20 protein-coding genes, 1 riboswitch and 1 other annotated feature are annotated in these 25,890 nt (G+C 41.5%); of the genes, 10 read left to right on the top strand and 10 right to left on the bottom strand.

Annotation, left to right across the window (positions count from 1 at the left end; translation table 11 throughout):
- Nucleotides 1–93: 93 nt before the first annotated feature.
- From EKM81_RS01010 to EKM81_RS01000, 3 genes are read left to right on the top strand one after another with little or no spacing between them, the layout of a single operon-like run.
- On the top strand, nt 94–1,020 hold the full coding sequence (locus tag EKM81_RS01010; RefSeq protein WP_125647086.1) for an HNH endonuclease: 927 nt from the start codon (nt 94–96) through the stop codon (nt 1,018–1,020).
- Nucleotides 1,021–2,142 carry an exonuclease SbcCD subunit D gene (locus tag EKM81_RS01005; RefSeq protein WP_125647083.1) on the top strand — a complete coding sequence of 374 codons (1,122 nt, stop codon included), beginning with the start codon at nt 1,021–1,023 and terminating at the stop codon, nt 2,140–2,142.
- A complete protein-coding gene (locus tag EKM81_RS01000) occupies nt 2,142–5,312 on the top strand; it encodes an AAA family ATPase (RefSeq protein WP_125647080.1) in 3,171 nt (1,056 codons plus the stop codon). The genes EKM81_RS01005 and EKM81_RS01000 overlap by 1 nt, the downstream gene beginning before the upstream one ends.
- Before the next feature lie 176 nt (nt 5,313–5,488).
- Here EKM81_RS01000 and EKM81_RS00995 read toward each other — a convergent pair whose 3' ends face one another.
- The 4 genes from EKM81_RS00995 to EKM81_RS00980 all read right to left on the bottom strand — a co-directional run bounded on the left by EKM81_RS00995 (nt 5,489) and on the right by EKM81_RS00980 (nt 10,711).
- The gene (locus EKM81_RS00995) at nt 5,489–6,241 is read right to left on the bottom strand and encodes an amino acid ABC transporter ATP-binding protein (protein WP_125647077.1); all 753 of its coding nucleotides are present in this window, start codon (nt 6,239–6,241) and stop codon (nt 5,489–5,491) included.
- Nucleotides 6,241–7,824 carry an ABC transporter permease subunit gene (locus tag EKM81_RS00990; protein ID WP_125647074.1) on the bottom strand — a complete coding sequence of 528 codons (1,584 nt, stop codon included), beginning with the start codon at nt 7,822–7,824 and terminating at the stop codon, nt 6,241–6,243. Before EKM81_RS00990 ends, EKM81_RS00995 begins: the two co-directional genes overlap by 1 nt.
- Nucleotides 7,825–7,972: 148 nt before the next feature.
- Nucleotides 7,973–8,150: riboswitch (Lysine riboswitch) on the bottom strand.
- 85 nt (nt 8,151–8,235) lie between these two features.
- On the bottom strand, nt 8,236–9,135 hold the full coding sequence (locus EKM81_RS00985) for a helix-turn-helix domain-containing protein (protein ID WP_225420137.1): 900 nt from the start codon (nt 9,133–9,135) through the stop codon (nt 8,236–8,238).
- Nucleotides 9,136–9,841: 706 nt separating this feature from the next.
- Entirely contained in the window at nt 9,842–10,711 is an 870-nt protein-coding gene (locus tag EKM81_RS00980) for a GRP family sugar transporter (RefSeq protein WP_125647071.1), read from the bottom strand.
- 289 nt (nt 10,712–11,000) lie between these two features.
- Between EKM81_RS00980 and EKM81_RS00975 the strand changes: the two genes are divergently transcribed.
- From EKM81_RS00975 to EKM81_RS00965, 3 genes are all read left to right on the top strand, one after another.
- Nucleotides 11,001–11,906, top strand: a complete 906-nt coding sequence (locus EKM81_RS00975) for a YitT family protein (RefSeq protein WP_125647068.1) — start codon at nt 11,001–11,003, stop codon at nt 11,904–11,906.
- Between the two features lie 149 nt (nt 11,907–12,055).
- Complete coding sequence (locus EKM81_RS00970; RefSeq protein WP_125647065.1) at nt 12,056–12,502, top strand: Hsp20/alpha crystallin family protein; 447 nt, start codon at nt 12,056–12,058, stop codon at nt 12,500–12,502.
- Nucleotides 12,503–12,630: 128 nt separating this feature from the next.
- Complete coding sequence (locus EKM81_RS00965; RefSeq protein ID WP_164509143.1) at nt 12,631–13,536, top strand: cation diffusion facilitator family transporter; 906 nt, start codon at nt 12,631–12,633, stop codon at nt 13,534–13,536.
- Between the two features lie 246 nt (nt 13,537–13,782).
- Here EKM81_RS00965 and EKM81_RS00960 read toward each other — a convergent pair whose 3' ends face one another.
- Nucleotides 13,783–14,604 (bottom strand): alpha/beta hydrolase, encoded by an 822-nt coding sequence (locus tag EKM81_RS00960; RefSeq protein ID WP_125647062.1) that lies wholly within the window; start codon nt 14,602–14,604, stop codon nt 13,783–13,785.
- 169 nt (nt 14,605–14,773) lie between these two features.
- Between EKM81_RS00960 and EKM81_RS00955 the strand changes: the two genes are divergently transcribed.
- A complete protein-coding gene (locus EKM81_RS00955; protein ID WP_125647059.1) occupies nt 14,774–15,934 on the top strand; it encodes a cation:proton antiporter in 1,161 nt (386 codons plus the stop codon).
- Nucleotides 15,935–16,048: 114 nt separating this feature from the next.
- Here EKM81_RS00955 and asnS read toward each other — a convergent pair whose 3' ends face one another.
- The 5 genes from asnS to EKM81_RS00930 form a co-directional block, all read right to left on the bottom strand.
- Nucleotides 16,049–17,443 (bottom strand): asparagine--tRNA ligase, encoded by a 1,395-nt coding sequence (asnS, locus tag EKM81_RS00950; protein ID WP_125647281.1) that lies wholly within the window; start codon nt 17,441–17,443, stop codon nt 16,049–16,051.
- Nucleotides 17,444–17,508: 65 nt separating this feature from the next.
- Nucleotides 17,509–17,757, bottom strand: a binding site (T-box leader).
- A 90-nt stretch (nt 17,758–17,847) separates the two neighbouring features.
- The gene (locus EKM81_RS00945; protein ID WP_125647056.1) at nt 17,848–18,966 is read right to left on the bottom strand and encodes a hypothetical protein; all 1,119 of its coding nucleotides are present in this window, start codon (nt 18,964–18,966) and stop codon (nt 17,848–17,850) included.
- Nucleotides 18,956–19,669, bottom strand: coding sequence for an ABC transporter ATP-binding protein (locus EKM81_RS00940; protein ID WP_125647053.1), 714 nt, complete (start codon nt 19,667–19,669; stop codon nt 18,956–18,958). The genes EKM81_RS00945 and EKM81_RS00940 overlap by 11 nt, the downstream gene beginning before the upstream one ends.
- Complete coding sequence (locus EKM81_RS00935; protein WP_125647050.1) at nt 19,666–20,892, bottom strand: ABC transporter permease; 1,227 nt, start codon at nt 20,890–20,892, stop codon at nt 19,666–19,668. The genes EKM81_RS00940 and EKM81_RS00935 overlap by 4 nt, the downstream gene beginning before the upstream one ends.
- A gap of 255 nt (nt 20,893–21,147) precedes the next feature.
- The gene (locus EKM81_RS00930) at nt 21,148–21,369 is read right to left on the bottom strand and encodes a P8 family protein (protein ID WP_125647047.1); all 222 of its coding nucleotides are present in this window, start codon (nt 21,367–21,369) and stop codon (nt 21,148–21,150) included.
- 1,088 nt (nt 21,370–22,457) lie between these two features.
- On the opposite strand from EKM81_RS00930, the gene EKM81_RS00925 reads away from it, so the two are divergent.
- The 3 genes from EKM81_RS00925 (at nt 22,458) to EKM81_RS00915 (ending at nt 25,353) form a co-directional block, all read left to right on the top strand.
- The gene (locus EKM81_RS00925; RefSeq protein WP_125647044.1) at nt 22,458–24,374 is read left to right on the top strand and encodes a heavy metal translocating P-type ATPase; all 1,917 of its coding nucleotides are present in this window, start codon (nt 22,458–22,460) and stop codon (nt 24,372–24,374) included.
- Between the two features lie 95 nt (nt 24,375–24,469).
- Nucleotides 24,470–24,700 (top strand): heavy-metal-associated domain-containing protein, encoded by a 231-nt coding sequence (locus EKM81_RS00920; RefSeq protein WP_125647041.1) that lies wholly within the window; start codon nt 24,470–24,472, stop codon nt 24,698–24,700.
- 95 nt (nt 24,701–24,795) lie between these two features.
- Entirely contained in the window at nt 24,796–25,353 is a 558-nt protein-coding gene (locus EKM81_RS00915; RefSeq protein WP_125647038.1) for a ferritin-like domain-containing protein, read from the top strand.
- The last annotated feature ends 537 nt before the right edge of the window (nt 25,354–25,890 follow it).

Genomic DNA, 25,890 nt, shown 5'->3' with positions numbered 1-25,890 from the left:
AGTTTGGTTATTAGCCAGACTTGGTTTTTTTAATCAAGTAGTTGCGAATTATCGGTGAGGTTTAACGTATTCAATAAGGTAGGGATCAGCGCTATGCATTTACGATGTGCGTACTGTCAATTAGATTTAAATTTACAACATTTTCAGGTGGGGACGACAGTTGTGACCAGTGTTTGTGATCTCTGTCAAAAACGCGGTCTACAGCCGGCCAGCTTTAGTAACCAACAAATAAGTTATTTTGCAGCAGCTCGACAGTGGACGTTCTTGGGATTACCGCAAGAATTACAAATGACGCCAATGCCAGCAACGTTACAGCTTACGCGAGAGCAACGTAAAAGTTGTATGAGTTTGATTAATAGTTTTGATGCGTTACCAGCAGATTGGCAAACAGTTGACCGCCGCCAGCAATTCTATGCGGAGTTAATCCATTGGCAGGATCAGCCTAGCTTTATTTTCACAGGAAACTTACCAACAGACTTAAGCAAACTAGGTTGTGACACAACGGGATTATTTGATAAAAACACACTTAGCTATACAACGCGCGCACGAGTGCGGGAATTTTATCATTATCAGTGTCAGTATTGCGGCCGTTATGGTGATAGCGTGGATCATAAAAATCCGGTGACGCTATCAAATGATAATAGTTGGGAAAATTTGACTTTATCGTGTCGTGAATGCAATCGACTCAAAGGTGATATGCCTTATGACTTGTTTGTCAGATGGAATCAAGAGTTATCGATTTTATTACCACAGTTAGTTCATTCAGAACAAACGCTACAACGTTTAACCACACAGCAACAACATTTGCAAAATCAATTAGCAGCGCAACGGCATCTAACTGGTGCGGTCACTAGTCCCCGATTAAACGCGCTTCGTCAAGAGATTAAACTGGTTCAGGGATTACGTGATGGCGAAGACAGTGATTATCAAAAGCTAATTCAATTAAGGCACGATTATATAATTAGTAAGTTTCGAGTTTGGCAGTTGCGTCAGTCACTTGAGGCGGAGGAGGAAAAGTAAATGCGATTCTTACATACTGCTGATTGGCATTTGGGGCGTAAGTTATTTGGTTATGATTTATTAGCTGAACAACAGGCCAGCTTTGCCCAAGTTGTCAAAATTGCTCAAGCGGAGCAGGTGGATGCCGTCGTGATTGCTGGTGATTTGTACGATCGTCAAAATCCCAGTGAAGAGGCTGTCCGCTTGTTAAATCAGATGATCAGTGATTTGAACTTAACTTTAAAACAGCCGTTATTAGTGATCAATGGGAATCACGATAGTGCCGTGCGACTTGGTGTGGGTTCTCAGTGGTTCGAACAAACGGGCTACTATTTACGAACGACTCTGAATTCGGTGGATCACCCGATTGTGATTGGTGATAGTCAATTTTTCTTATTACCATATTTTGAGTTGTATCAAGCACGGCAATTTTTTGACGATGAGACAATTCATACATTGGCGCAAGCAATGACAGCTTTAGTAGCACGCATGATGGCTCAGTTTGATGCTAGCAAGAAGCATATTTTGGTGGCCCATTTTTTTGCGGCTGGTAGCACGCACTCTGACTCAGAGACCAGTATCAATGTGGGTGGTTTAGATGCAGTGCCATTGAATTTATTAACGGATTTTGACTATGTTGCGCTGGGTCATATTCATAATAAAGATGCGTTACATGAGCCGCGAGTTCGTTATAGTGGGTCCTTAAATAAATTCTCTTTATCAGAAGTAAACCAAACTAAGGGCGTCTTGATTGTCGATACAGAACCAGAAATCAAGGTACGATTTCGTCCCATAACGCCGTTACATGAAGTGCAACAATTAACTGGAGCCTTTGCCGACTTAAGCGATGCCAATTACTTGCAAAAGCATGGCATTGATCAAGCAGCTTATACGGGAATTGTTTTAACGGATACGAATGTGATCAGTAATGCCAGTAATCGGCTGAAGCAACAATTTCCAAGATTCTTAACGATGAGTCGGGCTAATGGTGTTCAATTTAGTCAACAGCGAACCTTAGCTACCACGAAACAACAAACGCCGCAAGATTTATTAGCTGACTTTTATCAGACAGTTACTGGGCAGCCGCTAACTGATCAGCAGGTTGCTTGGGCAGCTAAGGCGTTAAAGGAGACAGAGCAATAATGCGACCACTACAATTGGAATTAAATTATTTCGGTCCCTATCGGCAACAAAAAATCGACTTTACTAAGTTTGACCAGCAATCAATGTTTCTGATCAGCGGTCCAACTGGTGCCGGCAAGTCGACTATTTTTGATGGATTAGTTTTTGCGTTATATGGTAGCGGTTCTGGACCACAACGGCGCCCTCAAGATTTTCGCTCGGAGTTTGCTACGCCAGCAGATGAAACGAGTGTTAAGGTTAGCTTCACGCAACAAGGCCAGCTGTATGAACTTATTCGCAAACCCGCCCAAACATTAGCTAAAAAACGTGGCAATGGGACGACGGATGTAACCAGTTCGGCTGAACTGACGATTTATCAAGATGAGACAGATCAAACTGAGGTAAAACAATTAACGCGTGTTAATCAGGTCAATTTGTATTTAGCTGATTTACTGCAAATGAATGCGGATCAGTTTCGGCAAATTGTGCTGTTGCCTCAAGGCGAGTTTCGACAATTTTTAGATGGTGACAGTGATCAAAAAGAAGCGGTTTTGCGGAATTTATTTCAAACTCAGCGTTATGAACGCTGGGTCGACCAGATTCAACAGCTTTATAAAACTGCCAGTGCTAAAAATAAAGCTCATCAAGATCAGTTGGACTTTTTATTGGCGCAGATTCCTTGGCAGCCAGCCTATCAGCCAGCAGCTACGGCGCCACTCGCGCAACGGCAAAGTTTATTAAAACAACAGTTAACAGCTTTAATGCGTGCGCAAGAGCAGGCCCAACAAAGTTATCAACAAAAAGAGGCAGCGGTTAATCAACAGCAACAGTTATTCAATCAACAGCAGCAAGTTTTAAGTGATTTTCAGCAGCGAGAACAAGTGCTAAAAGAACAGCAAACACTGCTAGCACAGCAGCCTAAGATTCAACAGTTGATTAATCAGCGTGATTTATATCAGTGGGCCCAGCAACAAGCACCATCCTGGGAGCAATATCAGCAACAAATTGCTCAACAGCAACAATGGCAAGTACGCCTGCAAACCAAACAACAGGAGCAAGAGCAAACGCAACGGCAAATTAAGCTGACACAAGCCCAAGTGAATGGATTGTTAGCCCAAGCACCAGCATATGAGCAACAACAGCAACAATTAACACACTGGCAGGCGTTACAACCGTTATATGAAACTGTTGCGCACTTAACAACTAAGGCTAAGCGACAGCAAGCACAGGTTGACCAGGGGCAAGCAGCACTGGCACAACAGCAAGTAACGCTTGCGGACAATCAACAACGCCTGACTGAATTAAAACAGCAAACTGAGCGACAAACGCCACTATTAACTAGACAAGCGGCTTTACAACAGCAAAGTCAGCAATTAAAACATTGGCAACATACGGCTAAGGCACTTGCGCAAGTAGCAGCACAACTTGCGCAACAAGCGCAGACCTTGCAACAATTAAAGGCTAAACAAGTAGTCGAAAATCAAGCGCAAGTAACAGCAACACAAAACTATCAACAGTTGAAAAGTGATTTTGCTAAGAATCAGATTGCCTTGTTGAGCCAAGACCTATTGCCCGGTACACCGTGCCCCGTTTGTGGGTCAACGGATCACCCGCAATTAGCAACGACTGTTATTACTGCAGATCCAGTCACTCAGGCTGAGGTAGAAGCAGCTGATCAAAAGCGTCAGCAAGCAGCGACCCAATTGGCCAATACAGTAGCAAGTATAACGTCGTTACAAAAGCAAGTGGATCTGACTACTACTGAGAATCAAGCGGCTTTACAACAATTAATTAATGAGGTACAAATGGCTGCTTGGTTGACCACAAGAACTGATTGTCAGTCGAACATTGAGCTTGCGCAGTTAATGGCACTTTTGCAAGCGGAACAACAGGCTAATCACGAGCAACTTCAGGAATTGGCTCAAGAACAACAAAATTTAGCTCAAGCCAGTGTGTCCTTTAAGCGATTAACGTTGCAACAAGAACAGTTACTGACGCAACAGCAGCAGTCGACAGCTCAGCAGCAACAACTAGCCAATGAATTATTAGTGACACAGACGCAATTACACGATCAACAACAACAATTGCCAACAGAATTTCCGACGTTAACAGCGCTCACGGCTTCTTTGCAGCAGGGGCAACAGGCTATTCAACACTATCAAGCAGAAACAAAGTCACAACAACAAGGTTTACAGCAATTACAGCAAACGTTGGCTGAACAAAATACTGATCAAAAACACTATCAAGAACAATTGCGTCAAGTAACTGCAACATTGCAGCAACAACAAGCTAAGTTGGCAGCTGTTTGGCAGAGACAGTGGCCAACACTGACTTTTGCCGAACAGCAGGCTAAATTAGATGAGCTGATTTCGGTATCCGTTGATCTCGATATTTTGCAACAGCAAATCACGGATTATGAACACAATAAAATCCGCTTGGAAACATTGGTCAATGAATTAGCTGCAAAATTGGTCGGAGTTGAAACGGCACCTGATTTAACGACAGTTCAGGCTGAGCTACAAGCTTTGAAAGAGCAGGCTAGTGTTCAGCAACGCCAAGTTACTGAAATCGAAAATCAACAACAGCAGCTGCAGAAAATTGCTGACCAATTAGTCGAGATTAGCCAGCAAATGACTGATTTAACTTCATTACAAGAACTTAGCGAAGTTACTCGCGGTTTAGGCTCGCAAAAATTAGGTTTGGAACGCTATGTGTTACAAATGTATCTTAATGAAGTGCTCAAGGTTGCAAATAGTCGGCTCAGTCAACTTACTGCTGGTCGTTATCAGTTGGCATTAGCTGATGAACTTGGTACTAATCGGAAGAACTCCGGGTTGGAGCTGAATGTTTATGATGATTACACCGGTGATTATCGCAGCGTGCGCACTTTATCTGGTGGGGAAAGTTTTATTGCCGCGTTGGCTTTAGCACTAGCCTTAGGTGAAGTTGTCCAACAGCAGACTGGCGCTATTGAAATTAATGCGCTGTTTGTTGACGAAGGGTTTGGTTCTTTAGATGAAACGTCACTGCAAACTGCAATTGCAGCTTTAACTAGTTTAGAAGGTCAACAGCGTCTGATCGGCATTATTAGTCATGTACGTGAGTTACAAGTCCAACTACCTAATCAATTACAGGTTGTTCCAGACGGTAATGGTGAGAGTCATGTTCAATATCAGGTATTAGCAGAATAACCATCAACATTATCAAAAAAACGTTTAAATTCGCTGACCATCATTGGCCTTTGAATTTAAACGTGTTATTTATTTGCTGTCTTTTCAAAATGATAAACGGTCCGAATATGAAAAAAGTCACTGGAACCTAATACCATCGCTTAAATACGATCATTTAATTGGAAAAATGACTATTTTTAGCGCATCCCGCCCTGTAAGTAGCGTTTCAGGAAGGTTTGAGTCCGTTCTTTTTGAGGGTTAGTGAAGATTGCTTCGGCTGAACCCTCTTCGGCGATGACACCCTGATCCATGAAAACGACATGGTCTGAAATATCACGAGCAAAGGCCATCTCATGGGTAACTAGGATCATAGTGAGCCCAGTGTGAGCCAGCGCTCGCATTGAATCGAGCACGTCATCAACCATTTCTGGGTCAAGGGCAGAAGTTGGTTCATCAAAGAGTAAAACTTCTGGGTTCATTGAAACAGCTCGGGCAATTCCTACTCGTTGTTTCTGACCGCCGGATAATTGGGCTGGTTTGGCGTTTACATATGGTGACATCGCAACTTTATCTAATTGTTCTAGGGCAACTTTTTTGGCCTGAGCTGGATCGCGTTTTAGAACGGTCGTTTGCCCAATCATACAATTTTCTAACACGTTTAAATTATTGAATAAATTGAATGACTGAAAGACCATCCCAACTTTTGCTTGGTAATCAGTTAAGTCAAAGTCGCTGGTTAAGATACTTTGCTGGTGAAATTTAATATCGCCATTAGTGGGATGTTCCAGCAAATTAATGCAACGTAGCAGTGTTGATTTACCGGAGCCAGAAGCACCAATAATGGAAAGTACTTCGCCGTGATTGACTTCTAAATTAATATCTTTCAGGACACGATGGTCGCCGAAGGTTTTCTCTAGATGTTCGACTGTAATAATTTTTTCGTTAGTCATTATTCTACCTCCGAATTAACTTTGGGAACAGAGACTTGATCTTGGTTGGCCATTAAATTGTAATTCTGGGGGCCAGCCATGTGGCGCTCGATAGCGCGTAAAATTCGGGTAATTGTGAAAGTTAAAATCAAGTAAATTGCCGAAATAATCAGATAAGTATGGAAGAATTGGAAGTTCTGCCCCGCAATAGTTGAACCCTGGAAGAACAATTCAGAAACGGAAATCACACTTAAGACGGAAGTATCCTTGATGTTGATCACGAATTCATTCGTAACGGCCGGTAAGCTATTGCGAATTGCTTGCGGCAAAATAATTTTATTCATGGTTTGTAAATGAGTCATGCCCAAAGCGTGAGCAGCCTCAAATTGGCCAGCATCAACAGCAATGATCCCACCGCGCATGATTTCAGCAAGATAGGCCCCAGTGTTGACTGAAACGATGACCAAGGCGGCAGCCAAACGGTTCATATTCCAACCGAATGCTTGCGCGGCGCCATAATAAACGACCGCAGCTTGCACAATCATAGGTGTACCACGGAAGACCTCAATGTAGACAGATAATAACCAATCCATTACCCGCAGTAAACCACGTCGCGCTTTTGAACCAGTTCGCGGAATGGTCCGTAGAATGCCGACTAATAAGCCAATGATGAAACCAACAATTGTCCCGACCATCGAGATCAACAAGGTAATCCCAGTACCACTTGCGAGCATGCCGCCATATTGTTTCAAAAGGGCAATGACCCAGTTACCAGAACTCTTACTTTGTGGCTGTTGTTCGACAGCTGTCGTCATAATTTGATCACGTTCATGAGCTGAGATTTTTGCTAAAGCCGCATTGATTCTCTCTTTATCAGGATCATTCTTTCGTAAACCGATAGCTAAATCGGTGTCGGCTGGATTGGTATGAAAACCAGCAGTACCACTAAATTCCAACATTTTCACATTAGGATTGGCGCGCGTAACGCTAATTCCTTCGGGTTTTTCAGAAACGTAGCCGTCAATCGTACCAGATTCCAAAGCGACCCGCATTGAAGGGAAATCTTTCATGGCTGGTTCTTTAATGACCCCTTTAATTTGGTTGAGTGCCGTGTAATGATAGGTGTTTAATTGGCCAGTTAATTTGGCATTTTTAAAATCACTTAACTTAGTAGCATCCGCATATTTCCCGTTTTTACGAACGATGATCACTAATTGCGATTTGTAATAAGTATCACTGAAATCAATTGTTTTGCGTCGTTCCGGTGTTGGGGACATGCCAGCGATGATGGCATCAATTTTACCTGAAGTTAAGGCTGGTGCTAGGCCATCCCAACTAGTTTTGACGACGACTAATTTTTTGCCTAAAGATTTGGCGACTTTCTTGGCCATCTGTACGTCGTAACCACCGGCGTAAGATGATGAGCCTTGAATTTGTACGGCGCCATTACTGCTGTCCGTTTGGGTCCAGTTGAATGGTGGGTAGCCAGCTTCCATGCCGACTTTAAACGTATTGTCAGCAGCCTGACTGGTGTGCGTTGGGATTGCAAGAAGGGCAAAAAATAATAACCCTAACCAAACCAAAAACTTGTGCTGTTGCTTCATGATGAACTCCTCCTAGTGTCGTTGGCTTAATTATCGCCAATTCCAATGTTAAGAGCCAACAAAAAGACCTTTACTGAACGTTAATTCAATAAAGGTCTTTACCATAATTTTAATACTGAATGATTGAAACTCGTCGTGCAAATCATCCCAAAATCATAGCGCTCCCTGACAGAAAACTGTCAAGACAGTTCAACAGCCTTTCAACTGTTGCCCCAACCTCCGCGACTTCCAAAACTCGCGGCAATTTCGGCAATCCTCCTTAGACTTGGTTCGACGTGTTTGGACACTTCCCAAGGTTAGTGATTCATGCGACCTCTATTTGCTTTGTGGCATTTTAACTTAATTGCATTTTACTGAAAGAAAAGGTGATTGTCAAGGGCACGCAAAAAATGATTGGTTACCGACGGCTGGCTAAAATAAAGTTTCAGGATTTAAGACGGTTTCTGGATAAAGTTTTTTCTGGAGTTCGGCAAGTTGGGTCAACATAATATGATTGCCGTTGATCCGTGAGAAGGCTCGAGAATCTTCAATATGTGCTAAGACAATCGCTGGTTCTTTAGCTTGAGCAATGGCATTTAGCGCCAACTGATATTGGATCTTGGCTAAATAGTAGGTGACATGGTTATCTGAGCAAATCGAAATAGCGTAATGTAATAACTCATCACTAATCAAATAGTTCTTTTTGTAGGCGCCATAGAAATCGCCACAATTATAAACAATGCTGAGAACGCGCCAAACATCCTTCGTTGACTGGGTAGGGCACTGATAAATCTGATCTAGGACTTTGCTGAAATAGAAATCGGCCTTGTCAATTTGTTGATGACGGGCATAAGCCATGCCACAACCAGTATGAGCCAGAAGTTTATAGATCAAGGGCGCGTGTTCCGCGGCCATTAAGATTTGATTGAAATCAAATAAGGCATCCGTAATTGGTTTATCTAAAAGGGTGGCCAGATAGCCACGCAAATAAAGGAAACGCCAATGCTGCTCATCATTGGCGGCATCTTGTTCGTTAATACTATCAACGATCTTCTGGGCTGCTTGATATTCACTAATAACGAAATTAAATTCAGCGCGATCCATTTTCTGATTGAGTTGGGATTCGGGCACACCAACCTTAGGAAAAAGCTCGTCCAATGTTAACTGGAGTCGACGACATAGTTGAATTAAAATCTTCATGGTGGGAATTTGGCCGTTATTCTCCAACCGACTTAGGGTTGCTTGCGTACAAATTCCTGCAGCCAGTTCTTGTTGTGAGAAACCCATCTTTTTACGTGTTAACACAAATCTTTCAATATTCATAAATCCCATCACATTCCTGCTTAAATCCAATCATACTTACACTGATGAGCGGATTGCAACAATTATAAGCATTCTTTTTAATCAACAAAAAAACCAGTGCCGAATAGTTTCGCCACTTATGATGACTGGAAATTCGCCAGTCAGCCTCCGTTCAAACTAGATGATAATATTTTTCTTTACAAGCTATCAGTTTTACTGTAAGCGCTGTCGTTGGCAACTGTCAAGATGAAATTATTATTTTCGTGAAAAAATATTTTAATTGGCCACTATCTATTTGACTGCTATGATTGCTTTGACATTAAGAAGATGTTTTTTATTGGCCAATTTGAGTACTTATGAACATTTACGAAGACTAATTAATCGGTAAATCATCATAATTATAAGAGAATTTGTCGGTTAATACCCAAGTCACATCATGAAAAGATACTGAAAATGAGACTGCAGTTTTTGACCGTCCCCAAAATGTTGGCTGTCGGAACATAGTCACAAAAGACAGCCGGTTCCGCTTAAAGCAAAAATGCCGAGCAATTCTAACGAATTGTTCGGCATTTTACGGTAATGCTCACTGGCTGACCGCCTTTTGGCACACGCTCTTTTGATAGTGTGCACTGACTAATTGTCTGTGGCCACTTTAATTAGGATGATAACTACCAACTATTGTGCACGCTAGCGTTTTTATTTGAAGTTTAAAATTATTTTTATTAACTAGGGTTAATTACATAATCCCAATGGTGATCCCGCCAACCATAACTAAGGCCAAGCCCATTAGTGTGAAGATTAATTCTTTACGAGTTTTGTGCTCGTGAAGGAAGAGAATACCACCGATGGTTGAAAGGACGACACTCATTTGAGTTAAGGCAAAACCAGTTGCTACACCATTACGACGTGCCGAAATGATGTAGAAGAGTGCCGCAATTGCGAAGAAGAAACCAGAGGCTAAGTTATACCAAGTTGATTTATCTTGGAAATAATTATGTTGCTTATTACGACCAGAAAATAGGGCAAAAATCGTTGACATCAACGCCATGCCAATTCCTTGAGGGAGGAAGCCAGCCCAAGGATCAGCGCCAACTAACTGAGGAAAGACATTGTAACCGAGATAGCCTAAGGTGGAAATGAAGAATGTAAAAATCAACATGCCAACATCGCCCTTAGTCTGGTTGTCTTGTTGGTGAGAACGAATTGTCGTGAAATACATACCAATAATAATGCCGACAATTGCTAAGGTGCCAATGATTTTCATCCGAGCACTAGCCCATTCACCGAAAACTAAAACACCGATTAAAGCAGTACCAATAATTTGCAATCCAGTTGAAATCGGCATGGCCTTAGACACGGTCATTTTCTGAAACAATTGATATTGCAACATTTGACCAGTGGCCCAGCAAGCACCTGATAACATGCCCATTAGTAATAGTTGCCAGGAGATATGAGGTTGACTGCTAATAAAAATCACAATTGCGGTCAGAAAAGTTGCGTAGGTAGTTCCCATAATTTGATTAATATGGTCACCGCCGGCTTTCGTTGCTACCAGTGGCATAATGCCCCATCCTAAAGCAGGGATCAGCCCAATTAATAAGTTCATAATTTGTTTTTCCTGTCCTCTCGTTTCGCGATTGTCAGGCTTGAACCTGGCAGATTGATAGTGGGTAAAACTCAGAATTATATTCTATCGTACTTTCAGAAAAAACGCTACAAATTACTTTGTTATAATAAGCTAGATTGCGTGACAGTGTGTCATATCACATGTAGTCGTTAATCAGTGGTTGGACACAAAAGCTTCAAATTCCTATGTTATAATCAAAAAGGTTTAGGTATTCCTAATTAAGTGTAATCGCAAAAATATTCTAAAATAAATCTAAGGAAGTGGTAGGATGTCGCAAATTCGACGTTCAAAAATTTTACAATATCTCGTGATGTTGGTTGCGCTAGAAATTATTGCAATCAGTATTAATATGTTTTATGCCCCGCATGATATTGCTGCTGGTGGGGCGACTGGTCTGGGTATTTTACTTGAAGCGGCTTTTGGCTTTAACTTGTCCTTAGTGGTCTTGATCATCAACATGGCCATGTTGATTTTGGCTTATTTCTTTTTGTCGAAACAAACAGTCTTGAAAATTGCTGTTGGTAGCTTCGTATTACCTTTATGTCTGGCGTTAACACCACAAATTAAGTTAATTAAAGACCCCTTATTGACGGTGATTGTCGGTGGTTCTGTTTTCGCTGTGGGTATTTCGATGTTGTATCAAATTAATGCTTCCAGCGGCGGAACTACTGTACCACCATTGATTATTAAAAAGTTCTGGGGCGTTAAAACTTCCTTGTCATTGTTGGCAATCGATGGTTTTATTTGTTTGCTAAACGTGTTTGTTTCTGGTTTTGAGACGATGGCTTTGGCGATTACGTCGCAAGTACTGACCACGATTGTCATGAATTTTATTGAAACTGGTTTAGATCGTAAGAAAATTATTTACATTATGAGTGATGATGTCTTGGAAGAGATTAAGGCCAAGCTTGGTTTTCTAGGAAAAGCTTTAACTATTTTCAATGTGACGGGCGGTTTTACCGGCCATGACAAAGAAATGCTAATGGTCGTGGTAGAAAATCCAGATTACCATCAAATGCTAGAAGTAGTTCACGAAATTGATGCTAGTGCGTTTGTATTAGTGATGAATGCATCCGAAGCGCGGGGCGGAATTTGGAATGACGGTGACCAGTATAACGTGAAAGTGGAAATCCCCAGCGATTCACCGGCTGCCAATGAGCATCCAACCAATTAAGAAAATGTGCTAAGTTGCGCCGAGACTGTGACTTACCAAACTTCCTTTCTTTTTGTTAGCACTCCGTATATTCAAGTGCTAATTTCTTGAATCATTATACAGTCCGACTATAATAGATGTTGAAGGTTAAAGAAAGGAAGTAAACAGTTATGGCACATGAATTAATGAATCGTCGTAATGATTTATTTGGAGGATTAAATGATTTCTTTGATGATGATCACTTCTTTAACAATCTAGGTCGGATGTATTATGGTTTGGCCGAACACAATGATTTGAAAACAGATATTAAAGAAACTGATCATGATTATAAAGTTACAGTAGAAGTTCCTGGTTTGGATAAGAAGGACATCAACGTTCGTTATGACAATGATGTTTTGACAATCAGCGGGAAAAAGGATAGTTTCTCAGACGAAGCCGATAAAGAGGGCAATACCTTAATGAGTGAACGGAGTTATGGTAGTTTTACTCGGCAATATCGGATTCCTCGGGTTGATGCTGCTGGCATTAAGGGTAAGTATGAAGATGGTATTCTAAAGATTACGTTACCTAAGGAAAAGCAAGAAACGCCTGCAGATCATCGGATTGAAATTGAATAGTCACGCGCTGTTAATTAGTGCGTTGTGAAGCTGTAAGTTTAGTGCTACGATGAAATTAAGTACACTAGATTTGCAGTTTTTTTAGTAACAAATTTTTATAAAACAATCATTAAAAAGGGGTGACTTTTATGGCGGAACATTCTCAGATTGCGGATAATCAACAGTTTCAACATAAGTCACGCATGTTCAAGTGGGGCATCAGTCTCAACGTTGTTTTTATTATTGCTGAGGCAATTGCCGGTGTCGCTGCTGGTTCATTGGCTTTATTGGCTGATGCTGGCCATAACTTAAGTGATGTTTTAGGCTTATTAATTTCTTGGCTAGCCCTGTGGTTATCCCAAAAAAAGCCGACTAAACAGCGCACATACGGTTATAAGTCGTCCTCAATCCTCGCAGCCTTGGCTAATGCGGTATTTTTATTAGTGGCTGTTGGCGGCATTATTGTTGAAGCAATTCAACGCTGGGCGCATCCGCAACCAACTTCCGACTGGATCGTTATTATTGTGGCGGCGATTGGGATTGTCATTAACGGTTTAACAGCGGTCTTATTTATGAAGGACCAGCATGGTGATTTAAATATTCGCGGCGCATTTCTTCATATGGCCGCTGATGCCGGTGTTTCTTTAGGCGTAGTCGTTGCTGGCTTTATCGCTTTAATGACTGGCTGGCAACAACTTGATGCTATTGTTAGTTTAGTGATTGCGGTAATTATTTTGATTGGCACTTGGAGCTTATTACGGCAGTCCGTTAACTTAGCCTTGAATGCTGTTCCAGAAGGCATAGATATTGACCAAGTTAAAAAAATAATCATGGCTGAACCAACAGTTGCAGACGTTCATGATTTACATGTCTGGGCGATGAGCACGACTGAAGTGGCCATGACTGTCCACGTTGTGCGGACAACACTGGCGGACAATAACGAATTCATTGAGAAAATGAATCGCGAATTAAATCAAGGGTTTAAAATCTGTCACCTGACGATTCAAACTGAATTAGGAAAATGTAGTCCTGAGTTGACGGATGACAGTATTTAAACAATAATAAAGAAGCCTGATCAATTGTTGCATGGACAATTGACCGGGCTTTTTTTGTGGTTGAATTTGTTTGTTGTTCAGAAATTTGGCTTTCTGGGAATGTAGGTAGAAATTGGTTTACGCTCCTTGCCTGGATTAAGAAGTTTGACGCAGCACCACTGGCAGAAAGACAGATTGATGTGAACTAATTTAACTCTAGACGGAATGGCGTCAGAATCAGTTTCGTTTTGAAATGTTATTCAGGTTTTATTTCTCAATAATATGATGCATCCAAGTAGTAAATAAATCTGGCCAAACAGCAACTTGCGGTTGAATGCCAGTGCCGGAAACATGTTGGGTTTCCGCATTGGCCAGACTTAGGCCGTGGCCGCCTTCAGGAAAAATGTGTAGCTCGCAGGAAACTTTTGCTTTGCGTAAAGCACCGGCAAACATCAGACTGTTTTCCATTGGGACTAAACCATCTGTGTAGGTGCACCAGAGGAAAGTTGGCGGCGTAGCTGGGGTGACTTTGTTTTCCAAAGAAACTTCAGCGCGTTTTGCCGGATCACTGTAGTCATCACCAAGTAGCGCCTTAATTGATCCTTCATGGGCGAATTCACCGGAAGTGATGACTGAGTAGCCCAAACTTAAGCCGTTTGGTTGGATATCTTCAGCCTTGAAGCCATATTCGCGCAGCAGATCGGAATTCCAGAAGACGGCTAAGCTAGCCGCTAAGTGCCCACCAGCTGAAAAACCTTGCACCGCAATTTCATCAGGCTTGACATGCCAATCGCTGGCATGCTGACGAACAGTTGCCACTGCCTGAGCAACCTCTAGTAGTGCAACTGGAAAGTGAGCTGGCGCAACACTGTAACGTAAAATGAAAGCCTGAAAACCGCGGGCAGCAAATTGCATTGCTACTGGTTCCGCCTCGCGGTCAGATAAGAATTCGTAGCCACCACCTGGCAAAATAATGACTGCTGGTCGTTGCCGCTTAGAGTCCATTTCTGGTGAATTATCTAAAATATAGCCAGTTAAAGTGGCCGTTTTGGATAGTGGTGTTGTCAAAGTTTCTTGTAAATATTTCATAAAAAAAGCTCCCCTCTAAACGTATTAGTTGCTCTAATTATACGTCAAAAAATTGGCTAATGTGGTAAGCGTGCCCCGCCTTGTCAATAGTAAGTTCGATTGACGGAATCGGTTTCGGATTTAGTTTTTGTTATAATGAAAGTATCAGTAAAAAATTGGGAGCGAATTTATGACGTATTTAGGGCAAATCACCATTATTTTATTAGCAACTTTGGTTGTGGGCTACTTGTGCAATCGCATTGGTATTCCAGCAGTTTTAGGCGAATTAGTTGCCGGAGTTTTAATCGGGCCGGCCCTGCTTAATTGGGTAACACCAACTAATTTTCTGCACCAAATGGCCGAGATTGGGGTAATTTTATTGATGTTTGCGGCTGGTTGCGAAAGTGATTTAGTGCTACTGCGTAAATATTTCAAACCTAGTATGGTGGCAGCGTTTTTAGGCGCAATCTTACCAATCGTCACGATTTGGCCGCTCGCACAGATGTTTGGCATGAGTAGCCAACATGCGTTATTCTTGGGCGTTGTTTTCGCAGCGACTTCAGTATCGATTTCCGTAGTCGTTATGCAAGAATTGGATTTTACAAAAAACCGTGAAGCCAGCACGATTCTTGGTGCAGCAGTTGTCGATGATATTTTGGCGGTAATCATTCTTAGCTTAATGATGTCGTTTCTAGGCGAACAAAATTTAAGTACACCAGCATTGATTGGTCATTTTGCCTTGCAAATTGGTTACTTTGTCGGTATCTTTGTGGTCATCAAGTGGGTAACGCCGGTGATTTTCCATATTGCTGAAAAATTACAAATGCGTTATGCCAGTTTAGTGATTGCGATGATTATTGCTTTTGGTCTGGCCTATCTTGCTGAAGTTGTTGGGTTAAGTGATGTTGTCGGTGCTTTCTTTGCCGGGGTTGCGGTTAGCCAAACTAAATTTCGCGAACAAATCAGCCAAGCGGTTGATAATTTGGGTCAGGGATTATTTATGCCAATTTTCTTTGTTAACATTGGCCTGAATATGACTTTTAAAAATTTTGTGCCGCAAATCGGCTTTATTTTAGTATTAACAGTCGTTGCTATTCTGACGAAATTAATTGGTTGTGGTGGCGGCGTTCGCCTACTGGGCTTTAATCGGCCGAGCGCGCTAATTGTTGGTTCAGGCATGGTTTCTCGAGGTGAAATGGCGTTAATCATTGCTCAGATTGGGTTGACTAATCATTTAATGTCGACGGCGCACTATTCCGCAGTGATCGCCGCGATTATTCTGACAACCTTAGTTGCACCATTATTCTTGAAGTTGGCAATTAATCATCAAGCTAAAGTGAACGAAAGCTGAGAACAAAAATATTAAGTGCACTTGTTAAAATGGCACTAGTTTTGACTGCGTGTGAGCTGTGCCAGTTGTGACCTGCTGTGGTTGGTCGTAACGAAATTATCTTCTAAACGCAATTTAAAATTCAGCTTCACCAGGGGTTCGTGGATAAGGGATGACATCGCGAATATTGGTCATGCCAGTTAAAAACATGATTAAGCGTTCAAATCCTAAGCCAAACCCGGAATGGCTGGTTTCACCGTAACGCCGTAAATCTAAATACCATTGATATTCGGCCGGATTTAATCCAGCAGTGGCGATTTTCTCAGATAAAATTTGCGGACGTTCTTCACGCTGACTACCACCAACTAATTCGCCGATTCCCGGTACCAGTAAATCAGCAGCGGCGACGGTTTTGCCATCATCATTGCGGCGCATATAGAAAGCTTTAATTGCTTCAGGATAGTTGATAACAAAAACCGGTCGTTGATAAACTTCTTCGCAAAGATAGCGTTCATGTTCGCTTTGCAAAGCGACACCCCATTTTACAGGATAAGTAAACGTTTGTGGTGCTTGCTGCAATAACTCGATAGCGTGGTCATAGCTAATAACTTCGAAGTCACTAGTTGTAGTGGCTTTTAATTTTTTGATTAAATCCGCATCAACTTTTTCAGTGAGTAGCATTAGCTCTGGTTGTGCTTTGGTCATCAGATAATTGATAACGTATTTGATTAATTGCTCCTCGATTTGTAGCATTTCTGCCAAATCACAGAAGGCCATTTCTGGTTCAATCATCCAGAATTCGGCAGTATGGCGAGTAGTGTGGGAATCTTCGGCTCGAAAAGCGGGACCAAAGGTGTAAGTGTTTCGAAAAGCTAAAGCAAATCCTTCATCAGGTAATTGACCACTGACAGTTAAGTTAGTGGCTTTTTTGAAGAATTCTTTGGAGAAGTCGACTGTTCCCGTGGATGTCAAGGGTAAGTGATCGAAATCAAGTGCGGAAACTTTAAACATTTCTCCAGCCCCCTCGCTATCGCTACTGGTAATAATCGGGGTGTTGACATAAACATAACCGCGCTCTTGAAAAAACTGATGAATGGCGAAAGCTGCTAAAGAACGAATTTTAAAAACGGCATAGAAAGTGGCAGTGCGTGGTCGTAAGTGAGCTTGAGTACGCAAGAATTCAAAGCTGTGCTGTTTCTTTTGCAACGGATAGTCAGCAGCGGCTTGTCCTAAAACTTCAACTGCTGTTGCTTGAATCTCAAAAGGTTGAGCAGCTTTAGGTGTTAAGGCAATTTGACCAACAACTTTGACAGTGGCACTAAGATTCAATTTGATTACAGCTTGATAATTTTCTAATTCAGCGGCGCTTAAAACTACTTGAATGTTGCGCAAATCAGTCCCATCGTTTAATTCTAGAAAGCTGACGTGAGCGCCACTGCGAATAGTTTTAACCCAACCAGTCATGGTAACCAGCTGGTCGATTGTTGTGGGCTTGGCTTGAAATAAATCACGAGCAAATACCTCTTTCATCATAATACCTCCATTTTTTCGACAGCCAATGAGTTTTAGAGTATAAAAAAATCCTCCGTCCCCAGACAAGGGACGAAAGATTCACTTTCGCGGTACCACCCAAATTGTTACATGCTTAACCACTTTATCAGAGTACTAACATACTCCCCAATGGTAACGGATTGGTCACGTCGCACCCTACTTGAAGTCAGAAATTCTTTCAGGTCGAAACTAAGAAAGTGTTTTTCCAGAATCATCGTCTTGATTGAGCTTCCACCTACCTCAATTCGCTGCGCAATCCGACGAAACGTACTCCTCTTTCTCATTGTTTTTAAACTGTCATATTTGATTGAAGCTAGTCTAACACTAAAGAATTATGATGGCAAGAGTAAATAAGAAAAAAGTGATTACCAAATAATCCGCCCTCAATTTAGGAGACCGTCCATTTTTGTTGGTACCAGCGTTGGCCAAATAAGTAAGGCAAAATCAATTAATATCAGGCTGATCAAGCTACTAATCAGCAGACCGCTAAACTTTGGCAACTGAGTGAATAAGTTAAGATAGCTAGTCAATCCAAATTTAGTTGGCAATAAATAATTGAAACTGAGGCAACCACCGGCCATTACCGTGGCGCCAGCAAAACTAATGGTCAAGTTTTGACTGACTGTTAAAAGCACAAACAGTGTCCAGAGTAGACTGGCGGCCAATAAGCCACCCAATATGATGGCTAGACCCAGTCCTTGTCCCAGTTGCAGTGTCTGTTTAGTGGTTGCTTGCAGTGGCATTTGCCAAGAATCAGTACTGTTTTTAAACAGGCCGCTACCAGCCCACCAACTCAGCAAGAGTGTGCTCAAACTACCTACCATGTAACAACTCGCCCCAATTGTTAGCGCGGTAAGATAACTAGTGCCTGCATAACGCCAACCACCACGAGCAGTCATCACCATGAACTGCTTTTGACTGCCAGCAATTTCGCTACTGAAAATTGCGGTTAGCAGCAGACTGCTGAGTAGTAGTACCAAGGGATGAAAGAAGTGTTGGGTGAAGTTTAACCAGGCGCCACCAGTTAAGGTCGTGACTTGTAAATCGTCAAAAACGAATTGTTGCTGGCCCATGACCGTTAAAATAGCTGGTGGATAATTTATGCGACTAGCAAAATCATTTCTAGTGGGTGCATGTTGCAGTTTTTGATTTAAGCGCCGATAATCTTGGCGTTTTTTTAATTCGGCTTGAATGAATTTCTGCCCTTGGCGATTCTTGAGGGCCTCGCGTTCAATTACCAAGTCCGCAAAGGTGGTTTGAATGATTTGTTGGCGCACGGTGATTAAATTCTGATTGGGCTCCAGCGCTTCAAAGTCCTCCAGTTGCTTAGCACAACTACTTAGATTTAATAATTCCTGTTCAATTTGTTGTTGTAGGTGTTGCCGTTGAGCTACTTGCCGCTCGTGCTGTAAATAAAAATTACCTGCCGCAAAAACAATCGTTAAAACTAACAGTACTAATAAAAGATGACTACGCCAAAACTTCTTGAATTCAAAGCTCATAAAGATTCACCTGCTGTAAATGTTGCCGTTTCTGACTATATAGACGCTGATACTCTTGCTCCAGCTCAGCAGTGGCAGTTTTCGCAACGATTTGTTGCTGTTCAATAAAGAAAAATTGGCTGGTCAATTTATTAAGTTCTAATAAATTGTGGGAAGAAATCAACATGGTTACTTGATGTGCCGCTAAATTAGCAAAAATATCGCGCAGAATAAATAACGTATCCGGATCTAACCCATTGAAAGGTTCGTCTAGAAGCATAACTTGGGGCTTCATCAGTAAGGCCAAGGTAATTAGCAGTCGTTGTTTTTGGCCGAGAGAATAGGTTTTTACTTTGCGGTCAACAAAGTCAGTCAGCTCAACAATATCCAGCAGGCGAGCTAAGTATTGATCGGAAGTTTGATAATTCTGCTGAACATAACGTAAGTGATCGCGTTCGGTTAAGTAGGGATATAAAACCGAATTATCTTGCAGAAAAGCTAATTTAGCCAATTGCCACTGTTTTAAAGCAGGTTGGGCCAGAATGTCGATGGTGCCACTTTGCGGCTTTAATAGGCCCGCTATTAATTGCAGTAAGGTTGTTTTACCAGTGCCATTGGGTGCAATCAGACCGTAAATTCCTGGGGTGTTAATTTGCAATTGGGCGTCTTTAAAAATCATTTTTTGATGATAACTGAAGTTTAGGTGGTCAAGATCGATAATCATCTGGTGGCTCCTTTCTCACGGCGGGCAAACACTAGCCGAGCTAAAATAAGGACAACAATAATGCTGATACTGAGACTAATTACACCTTGCAGTAAAACTGGTTGACGCAGCTGATAGCCTAAATAATTGCTGGCGACTGCGTCAATTTTTAAATAGGTTAAGGGCAGCCAAGACGAATTTGGTAGTATCGGAATTAGGCAGATGATGCCACTAGTAATTACGGTAGTAACTAGCGTATTTCGAATTAAGACACCGATTAGGAAACTCAAAGCATTGAATAGTAGCACCGCTAAAATTAGTAACAAAAAGCAACTAGCTAAATAATGGCTCAATGGTTGCAATGAGGTGCGGTAAGGCTCAAAGAATGTCGGTGCGTATTTAATCTGATTATATGGTGAGGCAGACGCCGTCCCACGTTGCCAACTGAGGACTGGATAATTTAGTGAACCAGCACCGAAAATCAGACTCAAGGCTACAAAACTAATCAGCAAAATGCTGGCGATTAAGCCACAACCTAACAAATTTGCTGTCCAATATTTAGTCCAGAAAATCCGCCGCGGTGATTGGCGTAAGAGTAGAAAATCAATGGTAGGATTACGACGATTCAATTCGCTGACTAGAATATTGCCACAGACTAAACTAATTAGCAGTAATAGCAGCAAGAAATAATTTCCTTTGAAAAATTGCCAAATGAAAGCCCAACCGCTTAAATAGTGACGTTGATTTGCTTTCTTAAAAGTTTGCATTGTTGCTTGGCTGCCATTAAAGTTGGCTAAAGTTTCTGGATTAGTGAGCACTGTTTGCGGAAATATTGGTGTGACGTGCTTTTTTTTGAGCCAACTTATTTCGGAGTAAGTATCATTTAATTCGTTGGCTTTTAAAAGCGTGTAAAATTCACCATTATCTGAAGATTCACCAAGGAAGGGCACCCAAAAGGCTTGAAGTTTTGTGGGATCGATAAAGTAGTTATAGTAAGCGTTCATAAAGGCCGTTGGTTGTTGGGTGTTAGTACTTTTCTGTAATTGTTCAACGCGAGTTAGATTACGCTGGTAAATTGGACGGTCAGCAGCTGGCTTTTGTTGTAGCCAGCGCTGAAAAGTCTCATGATATAAGGCCAGTTGTTCTTGAATAAATGTCGTTTGGTTTTGTTGTTGACGCCAATCGTTAAAGACTAGGGCTGCAAAAATAAGCAAAATAATACTGAACAAACTCTTAATTGGCATTCGTTTAAATACTTTTTTAATCTCAAAAGAAAGCACTCAGGTCACCAACCTTTTGTTTGATAATAGCTTGTTGATTGATTAACAGTTACTACCCTGAAGATAACGCCTATAAAGCGCTTTCTCAAGAACAATTGAACTATTATTGACCAAATTTACGCAGTTTGATTAAAAATCAAATTAATTCTTGCTACAACAAAAGCCCACTAACGACAAATCGTTAGTGGGCTCTTTATATCACTAAATTGAAATCAGTGACTACTTCTTTAAGTTCTTTTCGACGTAGTCCTTAACTTGTGCTTCGGTCATATCTAGGAATGGTTTCATAGTTTCTTCAGTCTTGATTGTGTCGCGACCATTGCTTTCCATGATGAAATCCCAGATTGCGTCACGAACAACCGTCTTGTCGTCGCTCCATTCGAATACATCTGCCATTGGCAAGTTCAATACTTCTGGTTCTGTTTCAATATTTTCAGCCATAATGAAAACCTCCTTGATTATTTAAACAAGTTCATTATAAGTCATTTAAACTTAAGTAGTATAGAAAAAGGCTCATAAATTTAGCAGACTAAGTAAAAGACTGCTAGTACGGCGTTTTGCGGACTGCTAAAAAGGAAGCTTATTATTTTGAAATCAAACCTGTAATGACACTGAAAAAACAGAACCAGTTTTAACGCCATTGCGGTCTTGTTGGTTGTGGAACGCGGCCGACGCTGATTTAGAGTGTGACAAAAGGCGTTAAGCGGAACCCGTTGCCTTTTGAGAACACGTTTCAGCAGCTAAAGTTCGTTTTATTTTTGGAAAATAGACTTATGTCACAGTCTCCAAGACAGGTCTTATCGTAAGTACTGAAGCATCAAACGTGTTCAGAGCAGCAAACGGCTATGATTAACTAAAATAATCACTCGATCTGGTTGCACCAGCTCAAGCAATTATTTGCAGTTACTCTACGCCGGAAAAACGTTGCTCCTCACACTTTAAGAATAATTTGGCTGCTCCTCGCAGGCTCAGAAGCAAATAAAGACCATTGGCTGACAACCACGCACTCCATTTTTGCTAGTGCTTAAGGCAGTTATAGCAGAACGGCTCAACTCAGCAAAACTGTTGTTATACTCGAATAGCGAAATTCAAAAATTTGCTTATCAGCTCTCTAAATGATGGCCCGCAACTCTAGATAACTTGTCAATCTGGTTATTAGGTCACATCAATTTGGTTCTCTATGAGTGGTGTTCAATTAAACCGTTTGATCCAGGCAGGGGCCCAGCGATTGGCGTCAATGGTGAAATTATTCTTAGCAATTTATTGCTTAGAATAAGGCTCGCATTTGAGATTGTTGCTGAAAGCAATAAGCTCAAATCGATGCCCACCATGTTCCACGCCCATTCAATCGCTGGGCCCCTGCCGCCAACAAACTAGGGAGCGACTTAAAACAGTTCTTTTACATATTGTCGGAAATTTGCAATAAAATCAAATCGTTTTCAAAAACTTGACCACCGTCAATTTATTAAGACCACCAACTCGGTAAACTAAAGTCATTAAATGTTACGAAAGGTTTTGAGGTGGCAGAGATGAAATTTCAAATGTATATCCAGAAACACACCAAACAAATCACTTGGCTAACCGGCGCTTTAATTGTTGCTGGTTTGGCCTTACAATACTTAGCTCATTTCCAATTAGGAGCGAACATTCTTTTAGCAATTGCTAGTGTCATTGCGATTATTCCAATTGCAATTCATGCGTACCAAGCACTGAAGGTTAAGGTTGTTAGTATTGAACTGCTGGTTACGATTGCCGTCATTGGGGCTTTCATTATTGGCGAGTACAACGAATCAGCAATCGTCACGTTCTTATTCTTATTCGGGAACTTTCTCGAGCAGAAGACCTTGGACAAAACCCGGGCTTCAATTAAGACGCTGACCGAAATGACACCAACGACGGCCTTAGTTTTACAGGACGACGGCACTACCGAAACCGTTGACGTCGATGACGTGGAAAAAGGTGATCGCGTTTTAGTTAAAACAGGTGCTGCAATTCCAGTTGATGGTGTGGTCGTTGATGGTAGTGGTTACGCTGATGAGGCGGCGGTGACTGGTGAGTCGCGGGCGGTTAAGAAAACGACTGACGACCAAGTTTTTTCAGGCACCATGTTAAGCGATGGTTATTTACAAGTGAAAGCCACTAAAGTCGGTGATGATACTACTTTTGCTAAAATTATTGAACTAGTGGAGGACGCGCAAGATACCAAGTCTCACGCTGAGAAGTTTATTGATCGATTTGCCAAATATTACACGCCAGCCGTTTTACTGATTGCACTGGCCGTCTTCATCATTAGTCGTGACTTCAAGTTAGCAATTACTGTTTTAGTTCTTGGCTGCCCTGGTGCCTTGGTAATCGGCGCCCCGGTTTCTAATGTGGCAGGTATTGGTAATGGTGCCAAACGCGGCATTTTAATTAAAGGTGGCGAAGCAATGGATACCTTCGCCCATGTTGATACTTTTGTGTTTGATAAAACAGGGACGTTGACTCAAGGTAAGACTGCCGTTTCCGAAATTAAAAACTACACCACTGATGCGGCTCAAGTATTGGCGTTAACCGCTAAAATGGAAACTTTATCTGATCATCCCTTAGGTCGCGCAGTCTTAACATATGCCGATAATCAAAATGTGGCTTACCAGGATTTGGTGGTCAGCAATAATCAAACTTTAAAGGGTCAAGGAATTGCTGCCGAAATTAATGGCGAGCAAGTGCTAGTCGGTAACTTGAAATTAATGACGACGTACAAGCTAGCGTTATCAGCTGACCAACAAGCTGATCTGCAAGCTTTACAAGCTACTGGTAGCTCAACCATGATTGTCGCTGTTGCTGGTAAAATTGCTGCCTTGATTGGTGTGGCGGATATTATTCGTCCAGAAGTAAAAGCCCAATTGGCTAAATTAAAAGCCGCTGGCGCGAAGCACTTAGTCATGTTAACCGGTGATAATCAAGTGACGGCTGATTATGTAGCTAATGAATTAGGCATTGATGAAGTTCACGCTGAATTATTACCTGATCAAAAAGTCGAATTTGTTAAACAATTCCAAGCCAATGGTCAAAAGGTTGCTTTTGTTGGCGATGGTATTAATGACAGCCCATCTTTGGCGACAGCTGATATTGGGATTGCCATGGGTAGCGGCACTGATGTGGCTATTGAGACTTCTGATGTGGTCTTGATGCAATCTAATTTCACTTCGTTAGTTCACGCTTATCGTTTGGCGAAGAAAACGGTGCTCAATACTAAAGAAAACGTGGTGATTGCCATTGCCGTTGTGGCCTTCCTACTGTTAGGTTTAGTTGCTGGCTTCATCTACATGGCCAGTGGGATGTTTGTTCATGAAGCTAGTATTTTAGTGGTGATCTTCAACGCCATGCGCTTAATTCACTTCGGCGGTTCGCCAGTTAAAAATAATCCTGACGTCCAACAACAAGCAATGACGCAAACAAATTAATTTTAAAAAGCTTAGCAAACTTGACCACGGTCAATTTTTTAAAGAAGTTTTCCTCGTATACTAAATTTATCAGATATGAAAGGGAGTTATGTTTTATGAATAAGAAAGTTATTTTACAACTAGATGCTTTAACTTGCCCATCTTGCTTAACTAAAATTGAAGGTGCGCTGAAAGCACAACCAGGTGTTGGCACCATTAAAGTGTTGTTCAATGCCGGAAAAGTCAAAGCTGAAATTGATGATTCCCAGACTAGTGCTGACGCTTTAAGTGATGTTGTGACGAAGTTAGGCTACGAAGTGCAAGGCGTTAAAGTAAAAGATCTCTAATCAGATTATTTTCTAAATGTCAAAATCAAACTGAGTTCAATTTGCAAGCTAGGCTCAGTCATTCTAAATAAATTCAATTCCAAGGAGGAATTATCATGAACTTTAATTCTGAAATCGACGCTAAATATCAAGCTGAGTTAAGACAAGCTGATCTTGATCATCACAAACCAACTGCTGGGGCGATGGCAGGCCACATTGTTGCTAACCTGTGGTACTTTGATGTTAAACTTCATCAAGCTGTCTGGTTCGTAAAGGGTGCCCAGGCGCTTCAATTACAGGACTTTTATGAAACTTTAATTCAAGAAAATCGCCAACAGTTAGATGACCTAGGTGCCATTCTTCTTGATGAAAATGAATTACCACCCGCAACTGTTGCTGAATACACGAAGTATACTAAAATGAGTGAAGACGCACGTTTGAAGTATGTTACAGCAGCTGATTTAGTTAACGAAACAGCTCATGACTACACAACAGCCAATATGTTTATTGATCGGGCAATTATTTTGGCCCAACGTGAAAATCGCCCAGCCTTGGCTAACTTCTTGATCAATTTGCGTGGTAGTAATAATCATCGGACTCGTCAATTACAGGCCTTGATTGGTAAAACGGCTTGGGAAGACTTAGTCGAAGTTGACGAAGATGACGAGGATTAAACTAGTTAAAACCACGGCGTAGTTGCTTAGGTGTGGTAATAAGTGAACGACAAGCTAGATTTAGGGCCCGGCCTAGATTAAGCAATTTGATTCATTTGTTTTCAGCGCCCGCACTAAATTTTGAACCTGAGTTTCATATTACTGCAAAGCAGAGGATAAGCTCACGATTACCAGCAACTACGCGTCATATAATGATTCTAAAGCTGGCTAGCCACTGACTAGTGATCAATTAGCTAGGTCGCAGCCAATGATTATTCCCCGTAATCATTAGTCACACTAGTTAAGTAACAAACTTCAAGTTTTAGTCACATTTAAATCATGGCAATACCATTTTTAAGACATTAGTTTTTCATGGGATGAGGTTATAGTTATCAATATAGAAAGTTACTTAGTGCTAGTCACTAAGCTTTCTAGCCCAAAACCCTAAAACCCAAATTACTAATTTTCTTCATTTTACTCCTCCCCTTTAAAATGAAAAGAACACCACTTCCTGCCCAGAAGTGGTGTTTTTGTGTTCAAGCTGTGGCAGGCGGTGGG

It is taken from the genome of Lapidilactobacillus gannanensis, assembly GCF_003946675.1.
Taxonomy (GTDB): domain Bacteria; phylum Bacillota; class Bacilli; order Lactobacillales; family Lactobacillaceae; genus Lapidilactobacillus; species Lapidilactobacillus gannanensis.
The sequence above is the reverse complement of the archived record's forward strand: the minus strand, read 5'-3'. Positions and strand labels throughout refer to the sequence as shown.